Source organism: Desulforhopalus glucosivorans, from assembly GCF_054397165.1.
Genome location: NZ_AP044854.1, coordinates 1,706,081 through 1,724,467, shown reverse-complemented (window position 1 = coordinate 1,724,467; position 18,387 = coordinate 1,706,081). Strand labels below are relative to the sequence as shown.

Annotated in this window: 15 protein-coding genes; 10 read left to right on the top strand and 5 right to left on the bottom strand. The window is 40.7% G+C overall.

What is annotated here, in order from left to right; all coding sequences use genetic code 11:
* Positions 1–209 precede the first annotated feature (209 nt).
* Together ACX6CI_RS07350 and ACX6CI_RS07345 are read right to left on the bottom strand one after the other, a co-directional pair.
* Complete coding sequence (locus ACX6CI_RS07350; protein WP_458777515.1) at positions 210–1,070, bottom strand: NAD(P)-dependent oxidoreductase; 861 nt, start codon at positions 1,068–1,070, stop codon at positions 210–212.
* Positions 1,071–1,406: 336 nt separating this feature from the next.
* Entirely contained in the window at positions 1,407–3,188 is a 1,782-nt protein-coding gene (locus tag ACX6CI_RS07345) for a chloride channel protein (RefSeq protein ID WP_458777514.1), read from the bottom strand.
* A 507-nt stretch (positions 3,189–3,695) separates the two neighbouring features.
* Between ACX6CI_RS07345 and ACX6CI_RS07340 the strand changes: the two genes are divergently transcribed.
* Positions 3,696–4,499: a DUF3786 domain-containing protein gene (locus ACX6CI_RS07340; protein ID WP_458777513.1), complete on the top strand. Its 804-nt coding sequence runs from the start codon at positions 3,696–3,698 to the stop codon at positions 4,497–4,499.
* Between the two features lie 29 nt (positions 4,500–4,528).
* On the opposite strand, the gene ACX6CI_RS07335 is transcribed toward ACX6CI_RS07340, so the two are convergent.
* The gene (locus ACX6CI_RS07335; RefSeq protein ID WP_458777512.1) at positions 4,529–4,903 is read right to left on the bottom strand and encodes a NifB/NifX family molybdenum-iron cluster-binding protein; all 375 of its coding nucleotides are present in this window, start codon (positions 4,901–4,903) and stop codon (positions 4,529–4,531) included.
* A gap of 238 nt (positions 4,904–5,141) precedes the next feature.
* Here ACX6CI_RS07335 and ACX6CI_RS07330 point away from each other — a divergent pair, with 238 nt between their 5' ends.
* Positions 5,142–5,957, top strand: coding sequence for a crotonase/enoyl-CoA hydratase family protein (locus ACX6CI_RS07330; RefSeq protein WP_458777511.1), 816 nt, complete (start codon positions 5,142–5,144; stop codon positions 5,955–5,957).
* A 454-nt stretch (positions 5,958–6,411) separates the two neighbouring features.
* Positions 6,412–8,142, top strand: coding sequence for a methyl-accepting chemotaxis protein (locus tag ACX6CI_RS07325; protein ID WP_458777510.1), 1,731 nt, complete (start codon positions 6,412–6,414; stop codon positions 8,140–8,142).
* Between the two features lie 396 nt (positions 8,143–8,538).
* Here ACX6CI_RS07325 and gshA read toward each other — a convergent pair whose 3' ends face one another.
* Entirely contained in the window at positions 8,539–10,128 is a 1,590-nt protein-coding gene (gene gshA, locus ACX6CI_RS07320; RefSeq protein ID WP_458777509.1) for a glutamate--cysteine ligase, read from the bottom strand.
* A gap of 558 nt (positions 10,129–10,686) precedes the next feature.
* Here gshA and ACX6CI_RS07315 point away from each other — a divergent pair.
* From ACX6CI_RS07315 to ACX6CI_RS07295, 5 genes are all read left to right on the top strand, one after another.
* Positions 10,687–11,619 carry a DnaJ C-terminal domain-containing protein gene (locus ACX6CI_RS07315; RefSeq protein ID WP_458777508.1) on the top strand — a complete coding sequence of 311 codons (933 nt, stop codon included), beginning with the start codon at positions 10,687–10,689 and terminating at the stop codon, positions 11,617–11,619.
* An 80-nt stretch (positions 11,620–11,699) separates the two neighbouring features.
* The gene (locus ACX6CI_RS07310; protein ID WP_458777507.1) at positions 11,700–13,487 is read left to right on the top strand and encodes an extracellular solute-binding protein; all 1,788 of its coding nucleotides are present in this window, start codon (positions 11,700–11,702) and stop codon (positions 13,485–13,487) included.
* 224 nt (positions 13,488–13,711) lie between these two features.
* The gene (locus tag ACX6CI_RS07305) at positions 13,712–13,927 is read left to right on the top strand and encodes a cold-shock protein (RefSeq protein ID WP_458777506.1); all 216 of its coding nucleotides are present in this window, start codon (positions 13,712–13,714) and stop codon (positions 13,925–13,927) included.
* A gap of 111 nt (positions 13,928–14,038) precedes the next feature.
* Positions 14,039–14,524, top strand: coding sequence for a tRNA (adenosine(37)-N6)-threonylcarbamoyltransferase complex ATPase subunit type 1 TsaE (gene tsaE, locus ACX6CI_RS07300; protein WP_458777505.1), 486 nt, complete (start codon positions 14,039–14,041; stop codon positions 14,522–14,524).
* 125 nt (positions 14,525–14,649) lie between these two features.
* A complete protein-coding gene (locus ACX6CI_RS07295) occupies positions 14,650–16,395 on the top strand; it encodes a YcaO-like family protein (RefSeq protein WP_458777504.1) in 1,746 nt (581 codons plus the stop codon).
* A 38-nt stretch (positions 16,396–16,433) separates the two neighbouring features.
* Here ACX6CI_RS07295 and ACX6CI_RS07290 read toward each other — a convergent pair whose 3' ends face one another.
* A complete protein-coding gene (locus ACX6CI_RS07290) occupies positions 16,434–16,847 on the bottom strand; it encodes a hypothetical protein (RefSeq protein ID WP_458777503.1) in 414 nt (137 codons plus the stop codon).
* Positions 16,848–17,234: 387 nt separating this feature from the next.
* Here ACX6CI_RS07290 and ACX6CI_RS07285 point away from each other — a divergent pair, with 387 nt between their 5' ends.
* Positions 17,235–17,822: a histidine phosphatase family protein gene (locus tag ACX6CI_RS07285; protein WP_458777502.1), complete on the top strand. Its 588-nt coding sequence runs from the start codon at positions 17,235–17,237 to the stop codon at positions 17,820–17,822.
* A 2-nt stretch (positions 17,823–17,824) separates the two neighbouring features.
* On the top strand, positions 17,825–18,367 hold the full coding sequence (cobU, locus tag ACX6CI_RS07280; RefSeq protein ID WP_458777501.1) for a bifunctional adenosylcobinamide kinase/adenosylcobinamide-phosphate guanylyltransferase: 543 nt from the start codon (positions 17,825–17,827) through the stop codon (positions 18,365–18,367).
* The last annotated feature ends 20 nt before the right edge of the window (positions 18,368–18,387 follow it).

Below are 18,387 nucleotides of genomic sequence, written 5' to 3'. Positions count from 1 at the left end.
TCTGATTGCCATGAACCGTTGATTACTATCCTTCGGGATTAACAAATTCAGCGAATTTACTTTGTGACCGGAGTTTTGAAGTATATTTATACGTCCGCAACTCCGGTGCCTCGCATCTCCGGTAAACGTGTTAATTGTAATATTTAGGTATCAAAAAACATGGTCAAAAAGGTCAATGTCAACCGTATATCGATAATTTTAGGCCTTAACTATTCAATGGCTTTTATAACTGCTGAAAAATCTTCATCACTACAGTCATTATTTTTTGCTTTGATATAGGCATTATTTGCTGCACTGCTTGTGTTTAGCATCTGATTGCAGGAATCGCCAAGCAACAAGGCCAGGCGCATATCTTTTTGCATATGTTTTAGAGGAAATGCTGGAGGGAAATTACCCTCTACCATTTGAGGACCTTTAAGTTGAAACATTGGATTATTGATGGCTCCCTGGGTTAAAACCTCAAGGATGTCAGTTTTTTCAAGTCCTGCTTTAGCACCCAGTGAGAGGCCTTCAGCAAGTGCTGTCATCATAGTACCCATCACCATATTGATGACGAGTTTCATCTTAGCCCCTTGACCAGGCTCAGAAAAATAAAATGATTTTTTGCCCATGATACTTAAGGCATTCTCAGCATCCTTGTAGAGAGATTCATCTCCAGCACAGAGAAACACCAGTGCCCCATCCTCTGCCGGTTTTTTACTTCCGGAGACAGGAGCTTCTAAAAACCTGCCGCCTTTTGCTGTAATTGCATCATTAATTTTGTTTGAAGTGTCGGCATCAACAGTAGAAACATCAACGTAAGATTTTCCAACAGAGATCCCTTCAATGACTCCACCATCATTAAAGCAGAGTGCCATTGCTGCTGCAGGATCGGAAACCATGCCAAAGGTAATATCACAATTACTAACAACTTCTTTTGGGGTGCCAGCCTGTTTTGCTCCTAGTTTCACAAGAGGTTGACAGCTTTCAGCTGTTCTGTTCCAGACTGTGACATCAAGGCCAGCATTAAGGAGATTGACTACCATCGCTTTTCCCATAATACCTATGCCCAGAAAACCATATTTGGTCATGATTATTTCCTCCATTACATTTTGTACTTGAGTATTGCCCTATAAATTGACAGTGAGACAAGCTATAATATGAGGCTCTTCTATAATTTGTCAGTTGCTTTTTTTACAAAAGGAACGATCCAGTTGACCATAAGGGGTACAAGGATCAATGTAGTAATCAAGGTTTGTTCGGCAACAGCAAGGGATAGATCAAGAGCACGGATCAAGTACAGAATGCCTGTAACTAGTGGATAGACAAACATCCAGACTCCAAACATAAAAAGAAGTTTTCGATAAGTCATTGCTATATTGTATTTGTTTTGCTCAGTTATTACGGTTTAAGCTTAAGCATTAGAATTATGCAGGGTGCGAGACGCGAATTGAGCCAACCTTTTCACTGATGCCTTTTTTGAGTACTTCTCTGTTGTACGCAGAAATAACGCTGCGTCGTTTTAGCATACCCAAAACCCAACGGTTGTCCATGGACTCTACAACGGGTATTTCCTGAATACCTTTTATGTCAAAAAGCTGCATAGCTTTATATAATGTATCATCAGGGGTAAGCATTATGATATCTGTTTGACAGATAGAGCCAACAGTTTGAGCTGATCTTTCAGAAGAGTCCCTGTGAATAATATTTTTGACGTCTGTCATAGATATTATTCCGGTCATTTTTCCTGTATCACCAATTACAGGGAAATAAAATCCGCTTTTTGTTTCACTAAATGTCATGAGTAACTGATTGATATTTGCTTCTTCACTTATAACATCCACATCCTCTGTGATAGCAAGTCCCACCCGAAGAGATTTCATAATGGCCACTTCTCGACCTTCATGGATATTTATTCCCTCACGGCTGAAATCAACGGTATCGATGGAATCTTCATTTAGCCAGGTAGCAGCCATTGTTCCTATGATAGAGGCGAGCATGGCAGGAACAATAATTTCATAGTTTCCGGTCATCTCAAAGAGTAAAAAGATGGCAGTGAGAGGAGCGTGGGTCGATGCTGCGAGAAAAGCACCTATGCCAACAGATGCGTAAGCTCCAGGGCCCGCTGTACTATCTGGAAAAAGATTGTGGACAAAGCCTCCAAAGCTTCCTCCAATCATGGTTCCTATAAAAAGGGCAGGGGCAAAAACGCCTCCAGCCCCTCCAGAGCCCAGGGTAATTGCAGTTGCCAACACTTTAAGGAAGATGAGGCAGAAAAGATAATTACTCATCGCACCACCATATAAAACAGTTTCAATAAAGTGATATCCATCCCCCATAACCTGAGGGAACATTATTCCTATTGAGCCTACAATAAAGGCACCTGTAATAGGTTTGAGCAGAAAGGGTATCTTCAGGTTCTGGTAAAAGTCCCGCACCCAGTAAAAAACTTTTATATGAAAGACAGCCAGCAAACCTGTGAGTGCGGCTAGCAGACAATACAGTGGCAACTCTACGAAATGGTTAACCACATCGTATTGGGGAATAGTAAAAAGAGATGCCTCTCCAAAGTATGAGCGGGTAACGACGGTTGAAATTGCTGAAGCTGTGATAAGAGCAGAAAATGAAGAAATTTCATAGGTGCCAAGAAGAACTATTTCAGCTGCAAAAAAAATACCTGCAATGGGTGCATTGAACATTCCAGCAATTCCACCGGCACAACCAGCCGCTATATAGAGTTTCATTCTATTGCCGGAGACACGAAAAAACTGACCAACTTGAGAGCCCATGGCACCGCCAATCTGAGCGATTGGCCCCTCTACACCAGCAGAATTCCCAGTTCCTATTGTTATGGCAGTTGATAGTATTTTTATATATATAGTGCGGATACGTAAATATCCGCCTTCAAGATTTACCTTGCGGAGAAATTTGGTAAAGCCGTAACCGTTGACTTCTCCAGGAAATAGCAAGGTTAATGGAATAAGAAGGACCATCCCAAACATTGGGATAAGTGGGAGAAGAAGCAGGTGGTATCCACCCAGGTCAATCTGTAGTAATTCTTTTCCACCATTAAAGATATATTCATCAACGAGATGAACCGTGGTGCGGAAGACGATGTTGAGTATACCAGACATCAGTCCGATAAACGCAGCTACGGCCAGAAGACGAGTGTTTTCTCCTGGAAGTAACCTTCGTAGATGTGATTTCATAACAACTATTTTGTTTTACAGTACAAACTGCATTGGATCTTGAAGCATAGAGGAAACGCCTAAAAAAGGTGACCGCCAAAACTAGAAAAGTGTAAACCGTTGAGTGTATAACACCAGTACAATTTTGTTGAAAGGTTTTTTGTATAATTGATTAAATCAATTACCGGAGGTTATATTACTGTCTTTGTATAAAGTGAGTGTGAGTATATATGCTTATCTTCTGTCATCAAGGCATAATAGCCTGGAATTATCTTGACATAGACTATCATTTGTAATCATAAATGAAGGTAAATTGACAATGGTGTCAATCTTTAGTCGGGGAGTGCACATGGCCAGAATAGAGCGAGATGAAGAACGTGTACCGTAATACTTCCTCTCTATAGTAGTTGATGATGCTAAAATATCACACACCAGCATCAATTTCTTGTAAAGAATAATAAAATCTGATCCGTTACATTAAAAAACAGTGATAAAGCGCAATTAACAATAACCGGGAGTTATCTTAAAATGGCAAAAATCACCAGTGCCATGGATGTTTTTAAATTATTGGAAAAGACAAATTGTAAACAGTGTAACAAGCCTACATGTCTCGCCTTTGCGGCAGCTGTATTTCAAAGTCGAGCTGCGCTCAGTGAATGTCCTTTTATTGATAAGAAAACTCTTAATATCTATGGTGAAGACCAGGGTAAGAGAGAATCGCGGGCCGAACAGGATTACCAGATGGCCTTAACTCAATTAAAACAAGAGGTTTCAGTAACTGATTTAGAAGCACGAGCAAAGGTGCTAGGGGAAAAGTTTGCAGGTAATAAACTGACGCTAAAAGTGCTTGGTAAAGATTTCAGTGTAGATTCAAAGGGTGAAGTTTCTACGATAATTCATACCAACCGTTGGTTGGTCCCCCCAGTATTACACTATATTTTACAGGGACAAGGATTACCTGTTACCCAAAAATGGGTTCCGTTTAAAGAACTTGAAATGTCAAAGGATTGGACGAGGTTCTTTGAGCATCAATGTGTTAATCTTTTTAAAAAAGTTGCAGATTCAAACCCTACTTTTTTCGAAGACATCATCGATGTATTCAATGGTAAGCCTGTTGAAAAACATTTTGACTCAGATATTTCTCTTATCATCAAGCCCTTACCGCTCTTACCTATCCTCATCTGCTACAATCACTCCGAAGAGGGGTTAGATTCATATTTAAATCTATTTTTTGATATTACTGCGGATAAGAACCTTCCCGTTGAGTCAATCTACACGCTTACCACTGGACTTGGACGCATGTTCGAAAAACTTGCTGAAACCCATGGATGATTGTCTTGCTATTTTTTTCCGGTATGGTGTTAACTGCGACTATTGTAGTGGTGACCCGAGCAGGAAGAAGATCCCTCTACATTACGAATAAATTCCAATTTTCTGTTATCCATCTGCTCCAATGATTTGCTGACTAACATATGAGCTGCCGCATAACGTGTTATACTATTATCTGCCAGCAGATTGAATGCCTTCTCTTCAAGTTTTCCTGTAATGACCGCTTCACAATTATAGTCCAGTATAATTTGGGCAAGTTCTTCGTCAGATCCTGGACGTATCGCATGGGGGATGGCTGTGCACTGCATAGTGTCAACATTAACTATGAGCAAGTACGGTGTCTTGGAAAACTCACTAAAGACATTGTTGTCTAGTGCATCACCGTCTGCTGTTATTGCAATGTTCATAAGTTCACCTTTTTTGAAAGAGATAATATGTGTTTTTGGGGAGCATGCAACTGTGTATATGTGCTTTTCAGCACTATAACAAACACTATAATATCTTGTTTACATAGAAAAAAATATTTTTTGCAATCTGAGGAGGTCTTTTTGAAAATAATATAGCCAGGCGATAAAATAATTGATATATTATACGTTAACGTAAGATGTGGCTCGTCTGTTACATAACCTTCACACCATAAATATTATGTTAGATGACTCTGGGGTATTGTTTGAATTACGGCATGGGGTTGCCTACGTTACCCTGAATCGGCCGGATAAGCATAATGGTCTTGATGAAAAGATGCTTTTGGCACTGGTTTCCACTGCAAAAAAGATTAGGAAAGACCCAACAATACGATGTGTTATCATGCAAGGTAATGGCCCATCTTTTTGTGCAGGATTAGATTTTGGATATGTCGCGAAAAACCCGATAATGGTGCCTAAGTACTTCGCGAAGCTTCCATGGTCAAAAGACAACATGTTCCAGAGGGTGGCACATATTTGGAGGGATTTGTCGGTTCCTGTACTTGCCGTGGTGCACGGTAATTGTTTTGGGGGAGGTATGCAGATTATATTGGCTTGTGATTATCGAATTGCAACTCCTGATGCAAACCTTTCGATTCTAGAAATGAAATGGGGCTTAATCCCAGACATGAGTGGTATGGTGACCTTGTCTCGCCTAACAAGAGTGGATATTGCTCAGGAACTTACAATGACAGGCCGATTTTTTAGCGGAGTTGATGGGGCGGAGTATGGTCTGATAAGCAAGGTGAGCAAAAATCCACTTGTCGAAGCAGAAACGCTTGCCAAAACAATCTGTGAGAAAAGTCCTGATGCGATTGCCGCCACAAAATATTTATTCAAAAAAACGTGGAAAAAGGATACCCGGCTAACACTGTTTTGGGAGCGGGTAACGCAACTCCGACTTTTTACAGGTAAGAATCAGCGGATTGCAATGGCCAACGCACTCAACAAAGATAAAGAACCTAAGCCCTATTCTGTTAGAACCAGCTTTAAATAAAAAATCTAACCGGACAAACGGAATTTTTTAGTATCCCTGGATAAGTACCAATCTGTAAAGAGTGCGATATCAGCAAGTTTTCATACACTCAATTTCTCGGAGTCTAGGCTACCTGTTTTTTATGACAGCTTGTTCTGAGTAAGGTACTACACATATTCCTCTCGATTTGGATGTTAAAATAAAGTACTGACTTCATTTACATGAAGGTCAATACGTCATGTTCCGTCTTACCTGGAATTTGCCTCCAGTTAAAGATGCCTTTTTACCGCAACCCTGCTGTTATCTACAATTTTTTTTAAAAAATACTTGCTGTGGATTTTGGTTTTTAAAATCCCGGTGATATACTTCTTCTAACTTAAAATGTTCTCCAGTTATCTTGTTTTTTATACCAGCTTTTCTGGAGTAAGGTACTAAAGTGATTGCAGACGATAGTCTTAATAACGGAGAAGGATGGATGACTAACACAAATAAAACCAAGAAGAACCTGCCGAAATCAATCAGTATAGCTCTTAAAACCTCAGTAAGTTCTGGGGCTCTTATAATGTTGCTTTTAGGCTTGAACACGGCTGTTTCCAATTACCTCGAGCACAATCTCGTCACTTCAATATTCAGCCAATACACGAGCGAAGTTGAAACAATTATAAAAAAACAGGGCTCGGTCAAACAACAGGAACTTAAAGAATCTATTTCAAGTAACATTGAAATGCTTGCTGGTGCGAGCGCTACCTTGCTCTACAGTTTTGATACCGTCTCAATGGAAAGGATGCTTTCTGGATATATAAAATTACCAGATATTATGGCAGTTGAAGTGCTCGATGATGTTGGTGAGCCGTTTTTTGCGATCTGGAAAAATCCTGGAATAGAGTCTAAAGATGCACTGCCCAAAGATGTACCTATAAATAAAGAATTTTCTGAATCATCCGACAGCTTTGTTAACGATGAAAAAGTTGGAAGTGTTACCATTTACTATTCTGATAAAAGGCTTTTGGCTGCAATGGAAGAAGAGAAAGCTATCAGTGCGCAGCGGATCGCTGACTTTGAAGCATCTGTGGATTCATCAATGACCCAGGCCACGATGATTCAGATTGGTATTGCTCTTTTGGTGGTCATCCTACTTATAGTCGCCATAATTATATTGTTGCGGCTTCAAGCAGTTAAGCCGTTAAAAGAGTTACATGCCATGGTTATAGATCTGGTTGAAGGTGAGGGCGACTTGACCAAACGGCTCGACCTGAAAAGCCGTGATGAAATCGGAACGTTAGCCGCAGTTTTCAACAGGTTTATTAAAAGAATGCAGGGTTTATTAACCGATATAACAGGAAACTCTAATACTCTACATAGTTCGTCCTCTGAAATGCTCGACGTTGCCGATGTTGTTTTGTCTGGCGCAAATACTATGTCAGACCAGGCAAAGGCGGCGTCGACTGCCTCGCAGCACCTCAGTGATCAGATGGACTCGGTGGCTGCTGCAAGTGAACAAGCAGCTACAAACGTAAATATGGTCGCAGCAGCAACAGAAGAAATGACATCTACAGTTAACGAGATTGCCAGTAATTCTGAAAAAGCTCGTGTAGTCACCGGTAAAGCAGTTGAAAAGACACAAGTGGCCTCCCAACAAGTTAATGAATTGGGCTCTGCCGCTCAACAAATTAGTAAGGTCACTGAAGTTATCACAGAAATTTCAGAACAGACAAATCTTCTTGCTTTAAATGCTACAATTGAGGCAGCCAGGGCAGGTGATGCGGGAAGGGGATTTGCAGTTGTCGCAAACGAAATTAAAGAACTTGCTAAACAGACCGCTAATGCTACCCAGGATATTAAAAGCCGTATTGAAGGAATTCAGCAAACCACTGGAACCACTGTTACAGAAATTGAGGACATTACTGAGGTAATACATTCTGTAAACGATTTGGTGTCGACTATTGCAACAGCTGTTGAAGAACAGGCTGTAACAACCCAAGAAATATCTGAAAATGTTTCCCAGGCAGCACTGGGTATTGCAGAAGTCAATGAGAGGGTGGCTGATAACTCAAACGTAGCAAAAGACATCGCCGGAACAATATCTAAGGTAGATGATGTGGCAACTGAGATGAAGTCTAGTTCGACAAAGGTGAGTGAAAGCGCAAACGATCTTCTTGTTCTTGCTCAGCAGCTGGGCGAGGTGGTTGGTAAATTTAAAATCTAACCCCGATGAACCGGATAAGTGTCTCGAAGGTCTCACTATCTCCACTATCTGGTGGCCCTACTAAACGTAGGGCTTCAAAAACAATTCCTGAGTTTTTTGTTCCTTAACAGAGGCTCAGGAGTAAGGTCCTAAAGACCAGAACCTTTATAAAATGGACATTTACACTTGAACCACTTGCAAAGGTGTTTTTGCGTCCAATGTCTTCGTTTTGTTCAAAATTTTATCCTCGGAATATTAATTATATGCCTGTGGTAAAATTTTTCACAGGCCTTGATATTGGACGAAAATACTATTTTTGCAAAAGGCTCACTTTATAAAGATTCATACTGAAACATCTGTATCACTCCCTAGAAAATATATTACTTATCTTTTCTAAATCACAGATTAATCCTATAGCTAAGCCCTAGTAATCGGCTCAGTATCGCCTGTTCTTGCTATCTGTAAATAATCATCAAAACTAAGAGTATCATTATTTTCTATTTGTTGTTGCTCTTGTATAGATTGATGAACCTGAGCCTCAAGCTTGGTTTGTAAATCCTTATTAACCCCGATTGCGGCAAGACTATTTTTATGTTCGATGCTTTTTGATAAAATCCAGTCATGGTACCCAGTTCCAGATTTGACTAAAGAATCGACAATGATAGCAGATGGAGTGAGCGATGAGTCATGTAACTTTTCTAATTGAGCTGATACCGATTTCTTATGCTGATCTGTATTGTGTAAGCTATCTAAAAGCTCCGCAGTGATCAATAGGTCTGCAAGTAATTTTTCTCCGGCATCTTTCACTGATAGGTCTCCACCCGGCATAGATAATTTTAGTCCTGGTTCTCTACCTCTGGTCGTTATCTTTTGTTGATTTTCGTAGGCGTATTTACATTCTTCAGGGGAAAGCAGATCATCTCCCATAAAGAGACATGATATGAGAAACGTATCAAGGAAGGTAGCTTGCTCAAAATCTATTCCTAGCGGTAATAGCGGATTAATGTCAGTGTTCCGAATTTCAATATACTCAACGCCTCTTCTGGTGAGCGCCTGAAGTGAGGTTTCATCATTTTTCGCCACTCTCTTTGGTCGAACGTCACTGTAATACTCGTTTTCAATCTGCAAAATGGTGGCTGCCAATTGTTTGTAATGGCCATCAACTTTCACACCAATTTTTTCATATGCCGGATGGATAGTGTGTACGGCGTCATAGAGCGATTTACTATACGTTCCCAGATGGTTGAAGCATATGTTGAGCGATGATTGAGCGGTGGTGGAATATCCAAGATCACTCATGCGCAAAGAGGTCGCGTATGGGAGATAGAGAGTGTTTTTATTCAAACGTTTAAGGTCATGCTGTTTCCCAGCCAAAAAAGAGTCGGACAAGGCAGGAGATGCGCCAAAAAGGTAGAGGAGAAGCCACGAGTGGCGCCGAAAATTACGGATCAAGGTGAAATAGGATTCTGACCTAAAGTCCTGGAGTGAAACTGAACTGTTCTTTGTGACATGAAGTTTTTCCCAAAACTCATCAGAAAATGAAAAATTGTAGTGGATTCCTGCAATTGACTGCATCATGCTTCCGTAGCGATTTTTCAAACCAATCCGATAGAGATGTTTCATCATTCCCATATTCGATGAACCAAAATCGGCAATGGGAATTGTTTCAGGGTCATTAATGGTACACGGCATACTCCCTGCCCATATAACCTCATCACCAAGATGGGAATAGGTGAACTGATGTACATTTTGTAAATAATCCAGCGCCGCTTCCGGTTGATCAAAGACAGGTGTAATCAGTTCAAGTAGAGATTCAGAAAAATCAGTGGTGACACTACCGTTTGTTAGCGGTGAGCCAAGTCGTTTTGGATGTGGGGATCTTGATAACTTGCCTGATGGTGCGACCCTTAATCCCTCTTTTTCAATTCCATGAAGGCAATCTCGCAGGCCAAGGTGGATCGAAGAAGACTCTAACTGTTCTAACTGTTGTTGCAAAACTGAATCCATGAAAATACTCTTAGTAATTGATATTAAATTTCAAGCTAATAATCTGCAGTTCTGTCCACCGTTTATGCTGATTTTGGCTCACTATATAAAAGAGGTGGAGTGATTTAAAAGTTGTGGTGTATACCATTGTATAACGTGTAATGCAAAAAACGACAATTACCTGATTTTTTTTATAACAATGACAACTTCGTCAGCCAGACAATGAGTAAGACTTAAGACCTGGGCGACTTGATGTGCATTCTGAAAAATGAAGAAGTTGTGCTATGAGCGTGTTTTGGGCGATACACTGAAAATAGCGAAAATCGAGCTACGTCCAACAACCATTTTTTAACGAAATTCATCAATATTATAACGCGTTACTCAATATATATTTCCGTGCTTATTAAACAGGTGGCGTTGAGATGATGTTTTTAAGAGATAACATTGCTAGTAAATACAAGTTTTATCTTTACTTTCTCTTTAGAATAACGTTGACGCCGCATCAAAGTATTCCTATTGTTCAAACATAAAAAAACAATATTTTTTCATTAAGATTTAGCTCAATTTTAAGATACAGATATGGATTATTATAAAGTTCTAGGGGTTGATAAAAGTTCATCCCAAACAGAAATCAAGAAGGCGTATAGAAAACTTGCTCTCAAGTACCATCCTGATAAGAACAAGGGGGATAAGAGTTCTGAAGCAAAGTTCAAAGAGATCAGTGAGGCCTATGCGGTTCTCTCAGACTCCGAAAAAAAACAGCAATATGATACCTACGGTTCCACAGATTTTCGTCAGCGTTATTCCCAGGAAGATATCTTCAGAGGCTTTGACATAAACGATATCCTGCGCCAATTTTCAGGCGGCGGAGGAGGTGGTGGTTTCAGATCAGCAGGAGGTTCCATGGGCGGAAATCCTTTTGGGTCTTTCTTTAATCAAGGTGGTAACGGAGGAGGCTGCGGTGGAGGAGGATGTCATTCCGGACCAGAAAAAGGTCAGGATATGACCTATCAAATTACCATAAGCCTTGAAGATGTACTTAATGGTGCAGAAAAAACCATATCTCTTCGTAAAAATGGGGCTGCCCATAATGTCTCAGTTAAGATTCCAAGAGGGATTGAAGCGGGAAAGAAACTTCGGTTACAGGGAAAGGGCGCTGAGTCACGTAATGGTGGCCCGGCTGGAGATTTGTACCTCAAGGTCGATATTAAAGACGATGAAAATTTTACCCGTAAGGGCGATGATCTCGTCATCCAGAGGCTTATATCGTTTAGCGAAGCCTGTCTTGGGACAAAGGTAGAGGTTACGACCCTTGAGGGGAAAAAATTTATGGTGAAGGTTGCCTCAGGAACCCCCCATGACTCAAAGCTTCGTATTCGTGGATATGGACTCCCCACCGGACCTTTGGGCGAAAGGGGAGACTTATTTGTAAAGATTGGGGTCAATGTACCTCAGGAGCTGACCGAAGAACAGCACGACTCGCTTGAAAAATTACAAGCATTAGGGCTTTAAAACAGATGGGCCGTTTAGCTAACAAAGCTAAATGGCCCATTTTTATTCGATACTCAAGACACTTCCAACAGTTCAAACCAATGAGACTACTCTGGCAAACTCTCTTCCTTCTTGCCTTTTCAACTGTCTCATCCTTTGCCCAACATGGCGATTCTATTGACGGCCAACTCAAATACCCGAAGAATTTCAGCCATTTTAATTACACGTCTTCCGAGGCTGAAAAAGGAGGGAAGCTTATCCTCCATGATCTCGGCAGTTTTGATAAGGTTAACCCCTTTACACTTAAGGGCACTGTTGCCTACGGGCTTGAAGAGTTTCTCTATGAGCCGTTATGCGAAAAAAGTTTAGATGAACCCTTTGCAGTCTATGGTCTGCTTGCAAAAGATATATCAGTTGCGTCTGACCACAAATCTGTCACGTTCACCCTCAATGAAAATGCTCGTTTTTCTGATGGTTCAGCTGTTACAGCTCAAGATGTTGGCTATACCATTGACACTCTTACCGGAAGCAATGTCCATCCATTTTATAACAGTTATTATCAGGACATCGCAGGCTACCAGTTATTAGGTGAGTCTCGTATTCGTGTTCATTTTAAGAATGCGAATCGGGAGATGCATCTTATTGTAGCCCAGATGAAAATAATGCCAGCAAAAGGCCATGAGTCGTTTTTCTCAGACAAGCCACAGCTCACTGATAACTCCTTCTATCCCATTGGCTCAGGACCGTATATTGTCAGTAATATAGATCCAGGTAAATCTATTACCTATCGGCGAAATCATGAATACTGGGCTGTTGATCATCCGACAAGAGCGGGTATGTATAACTATGATGAGATTGTAGTTAAATATTATAAGGATAATACAGTCGCACTTGAGGCATTTAAGGCGGGCGAATTTGACTTTATCTCAATTAATATCGCAAAACAGTGGGCGCGTGATCTCAAGGGTAGAGGGTTTGAGAATGGCACCCTTGTCAAAAAAAGTTATCCCCATAAAAATATTGCAGGAATGCAGGGCTTTACCATGAATACCAGGCGCTCACTTTTTCAAGACGTGAGGGTCAGAAAAGCTCTTGGCCTTGCTTTAAATTTTGAGTGGATTAACGAAGCTCTTTTCCATGGTCAATATAAAAGAAATAATTCGTTCTTTAGTAATTCTCTCCTGGCAGCAGAGGGCTTACCTACAGGGCTTGAATTAGAATATTTGCTACCATTTAAAGATGATCTTCCTTTGGAGGTTTTCACCGAGGAGCTGTCACCGCCAAGAGTTGATAAAGATGATGATTTACGAAACAATCTCCTTGCAGCCAAAAATCTCCTTAAAGAAGCTGGTTGGAATATTGAACAGGGACTATTAAAAAACAAAGAGGGCGAAATATTCTCATTTGATTTTCTTTTAGCAAACCAGTCATTTGAAAGAGTCCTGGCCGGTTTTGCAAACAATCTTAGACGACTTGGTATAACCGTTCATTATCGCACAATTGATCCCGCCCTATATGTATCCCGGGTAAAGTCTTTTGATTATGATATGATTGTCTCAAGTTTTGCGCAATCGCAATCCCCGGGCAATGAGCAGGTAAGCTATTGGCACTCAAGTTCAGTTTCTAAAGAAGGTTCAAGAAATTATGCAGGCGTTCATTTGCCGGTGGTAGATAATCTTGTAGATAAAATTATTTATGCCACAAACCAAGAGGAGCTAACAGCAGCATGCAGGGCTCTGGACCGGGTATTATGGTATGGTTATTATACTATTCCGAACTGGTATCTCTCTTTCCATCGCCTGAGTTATCGAGCCGATTTTAGACAGCCTTCAACTCTTCCACTCTATTACAATCCTTTTGATCTACTCATGACCTGGTGGAAACAATAGCGACTGTCCTGTAAAGATCGTTTAATGAAACTCAGCATGAAAGAGTAATCTCTATTTCCACGGAGAATATGGCCGTTTTACCTTGACTTTTAACCGTTTTTTCTGATACCAATTTATTATACATCCTGTTTGTTAGGAAGATTGTATTACGAGTACATTACTAATACGGGCTTCGTCATAGAGCTTGATCGTCTGACTAGCCTAATTTCGTGGGGGAGGTTGGAATGTCTGATAGGGTGAAAGGAAAAGTTAAATGGTTTAATGCAAGTAAAGGGTACGGATTTTTGGAAAGGCCGGACGGTGAATCTGATATTTTTGTACACTACAGCGCTATTGAGGGTGACGGGTTTAGAAGTCTTGAGGAAGGTGAATCGGTCGAGTTTTCAATTGCTAAGACAGATAAGGGGCTTCAGGCTGAAGACGTCAATAAGCTGGTGTAGTCCCATAAATTTTAGTTTATAGCCCTCGCCTACGATGCAACGCAGGCGGGGGCTTTTTTTTGATGCAATTTATCTGTCTTCGTGGCATACATTCCTCTTTTTTACATAATTATGGAATCGTATACATTTACACTACAAACACTCTCGGACACTGAGAGATTTGGTTTTTTGTTAGGTACAAAAGCGGAGCCCGGCTTCATTTATTGCCTTGATGGTGATCTTGGCGCAGGTAAAACAACGCTTACCCAATCCATCGCCAGAGGACTAGATCTTGAAGATGGTCAATATGTATCAAGTCCATCATTTGCCGTACTGCATGAATATACAGGAAAGATACCTCTATATCATATGGATTTTTACAGGCTTTTTGGCGCGGACGATGTGCTGTCTCTAGGTTTTGATGAGTATTTTTTCAAAAAAGGACTCACGGTAATCGAATGGTCCAAAAGAGCGTCTGAGATTCTCCCCCAAGAGGTACTTACCATCGATGTACAACTAGCAGCCGATGGTGGTCGTTGCTTCACCTTGCTTGCCAGTTCCAGGTATCAGGCCCTTCTCAAGGAAATCAGATATGTGTTTCCTGATAATTGTCGATAAAACAATAGTATAGTAACGATATTTAAGCTGGGCGTTGATCATTATGAAACTCCCATTATAGTGTGATAAACCAGATATCTAACACAAGCTCAACACTTTCAATCGCTCAGGGCGATAATCTAAAAATGAAGAAAAAATCTATTATATTTAACGACTGCTTTAAGGCGTTTACTGAAGATCAGGATAAGGCAATCACACCTGAAGAAACCTTAAAGAGATTCTACTCTAAGGTTGAGGCCCTTGAGATTAATATTCTCAATGAAGTCAGACGAATTGACAATGGTCGCCTTGATATACCTGTTTACTTTTCGGTATGTGGGGATGATGCAAAACAACTCACCGGCACCAAGAAGCAGATGGGAAAGGGCGCTTCACCTGTGCAGGCCGAGGCCTCCGCTTGTATGGAGCTTGCGGAACGATTTTCATTTTTTGCCTATAAAAATAATAGCGGAAATTTTGTAACCGGCGATTACAAAGAAATGATCGCAGCAGGCCATCCTGTACTTGATCTCAAGTATCTCCTCCAGTCTGTTCACGACGAAACAACTGATATCAGTTTACTGGAAAAGTTGCTGGATGGAATCCCTATGCAATGGGCCTGGGGGACTAACATTACAAAAGGAACTGATGTACTTATTCCGTTTTCCTGGTTTTTTGCCATTAATGAATTTAATGGACCATCTGCTGGGAACACAAATGAAGAAGCTGCACTTCAGGGTATTTGCGAGATTGTTGAGCGACATGTCTGTTCTGTTATTAATAACCAGAAGACTAAAACCCCTAAAATTGATTTTGATTCAGTCAAAGACCCTGTTGCAGTGAAGTTGTTACGAAAATTCTCTGATAACAATATTGAATTATATCTTAATGATTTTAGTCTTGATACCGGTGTATGTACAATCGGTGCCCTTGCTATTGATCGCTCTACCTTTCCGGGCAAGAGTGAAATTGTGTATACTGCAGGTACAACTCCTGAACCTGAAAAAGCAATTATCCGTGCTGTGACCGAGATTGCCCAGCTTGCAGGAGATTTTAATTCAGATTCAAACTATGTTGCCTCGGGTTTGCCAAAGCCGCTATCCATGGAGGAAGTGGACTACTTAACTGACACCAATGATACAGTTGCTGTTCAAAATATTGTTAATATAAGTGATGATAATATCAAAACAGAGGTTATGAACTGTGTTGATGCCATCAAAAACATTGGTATGGATGTGCTGATGATTGATGTGACTCACGACAAACTCAATATACCTGCTTTTTACACCATTGTTCCTGGAGCTCACTTCAGAGAACGCTCGATGATCAATGATGTGGGTCTGTTTTCTGCAAAACTTGTGGTCGAGCTAACAGATGACGCCCAGGTTCTTGAAGAAAAATTGATTCAGATGGAGTCACTATTACCAGAGGCTTATTACCTTGAGTTTTACAGGGGGCGTAACTACGTCACCATGGGTTTTCCTGAATCCGCTCTTTCTCATTTTGATGCGGCATTAAAGAAAAATCCTGAAGATGAAGACCTGCCATATATATATTCTTTTATGGGTAGTTGTCTTAAAGACCTGGGTAAGTTCGATGAGGCAATTGAAAAACTGACAGCAGGTCTCGAAGCAGACGAAGAACGCCCTGATCTGCACAACACCTTAGGCGTTTGTTACTTTAAAAAAGAAAATTACGAACAAGCCATTGTTCATTTTCAAAGAGCTGTTGATCTTAACCCGGCGTCAGGTATTGATTATGCCAATCTTGGAGTGAACTACAGTAAGCTTGGAAAGGTGGAGCAGGCTGTAGAGTTCTTAACAATCTCGCTGACAATTGACCCGGATCTTGATTTTGCAAAGGATCTTCTTGCCAGAATTTTAAAGAAGTAAGGATAATGCGTTGAAGTAAAGAGTACGTTGAACATTGGTTAGGTTGGGTTCAGACAGCCTAGCCCATGTTCTATTGTGTCAAAAGTCATTACCTTGCTCATGCCTCCTTTAAGCTCATCATGGGCTATGAAATCATTTGGTACTTCGGGGGCAATGACTCCAAAACGTGTCAGGATGTCTACAACTGGAGGCTGGACACCGCAGAGTCCGAGCATTCGGATCCGAGGGTTCATGAGTACAGAACCCAACACTCCTATTACACTCGAATTAATAATATTAAAAAGAGATAAATCAACGAACACAAATGTGTCGAGCGTAGAATGATCATTGCCTTCGGAGGCTGTGCATTCGATGATGGCCGTTTTCATCTGGTCCAGACCCTCTTTTACAGTCGTTAACTCATCAGTTTTTATGATACATACTCTGCCTTCTCTCACAGATACCTTCCCCATGTTGAACCTCTTTACGCAGGTAGCGTAATACAAAGGTGACCGACGATTAGTAACAATCTTTGTAGCAGTTTTTGTGCACTTATTTACACATATTCAATCACAATTAATTAATGATATCATTAGATCCCTCTAATCACAAATTTCTCTAAAACAATTCTTTAAAGTAACCATAAATGCCTATCTCCAGTGAGTATTCAGGAGTTGGAAGCAGTTACATGGAGCTCAATGAATGAGCTAGAAATTGTAAGCAATTTTAAGGGGCTAGGATTTCAAGGCTAAAAAGTTATTTATAGTTTGATTATGACATAATTTTATTGTGCTGATCATCAGTTCTTAGTAAGTTTTTTCCTTTTTAATCAGATTTGTTTCTATGAGGATTGCAATACAATGCCGGACAAGGAAATATACCTGCTAAGACATGGGGATACAGGCCTTAAAAATCAATATATTGGTTCTTCGGATGTTTCACTTTCACCAAGAGGAATTGAAGAGGTTAAAAAAAGCTGTGGGTTTCTCTCCAGTGTAGATTTTGATGCTGTAATGTGCAGCCCAATGAAACGCTGTACAGAGACTGCAGCACACCTTACAGGTTCTCCCCCTGTTCAAATTCTCGATTTTCTGCGAGAAATTGATTTTGGTCGTTGGGAGAAGAAAACATTTCAGGAAATTATACAAAATGATCAGGATGAGGTTGATCGTTGGGTACAGAAACCTGAAACATTCCGTTTTCCTGAAGGTGAATCACTCATTGATTTTAAAAAGCGGATAACAACTACCACCGATTTTTTATACCAAACAGATGGTGAACGGATTCTTGTGGTTTGCCACGGTGGCATCATACGGCATCTACTCTGTAGCTTACTTCGGATACCTGGTGAACAGTATCTTCTTTTTGAAATTCAATCAGGCTGCTATTCAACAGTGCGATTACACCCTCAAGGTGGGGTGTTAACAGGTCTTAATTTAAAAGGATAACTGTGGCTAAAATAATTCTTATAACAGGTGGAGCCAGAAGCGGAAAAAGTTCATTTGCCCTTGATGTTTGCGAGCAAATCTCAGACAAAAAACTTTTCATCGCCACTTGCCCAACCATTGACACAGAGATGAGCGATAGAGTTATCCGCCATAAAGCGGAAAGGGAAGGTAGAGGTTGGGTTACGGTTGAAGAACCAATTGACCTCCACAGGACCTTTGAAAACGATGTCCATAAGTACGACGTGGTGCTGCTTGACTGCGTAACCCTGTGGGTAAATAATGTATTGTTTTCATTTGAACAAAAGGATGATGTCCTCAGTGATTCTGCAATCAGAGATCTTGCCCTCCAGTGGCTGAGAGCAGCTGAAAATTTTTCAGGTACTCTCGTCTGCGTAACCAATGAGGTAGGTCTTGGAATTGTGCCTGACAATGCGCTGGCCAGATTATATAGAGATCTGGTTGGAACAGTTAATCAAACCATCGGAAAGATGGCGGATGAAGTCGCCCTCGTCTCCTGTGGAGTGCCACTGTACTTAAAAAAATAAAGTGAATGTAAGGAGTTTTT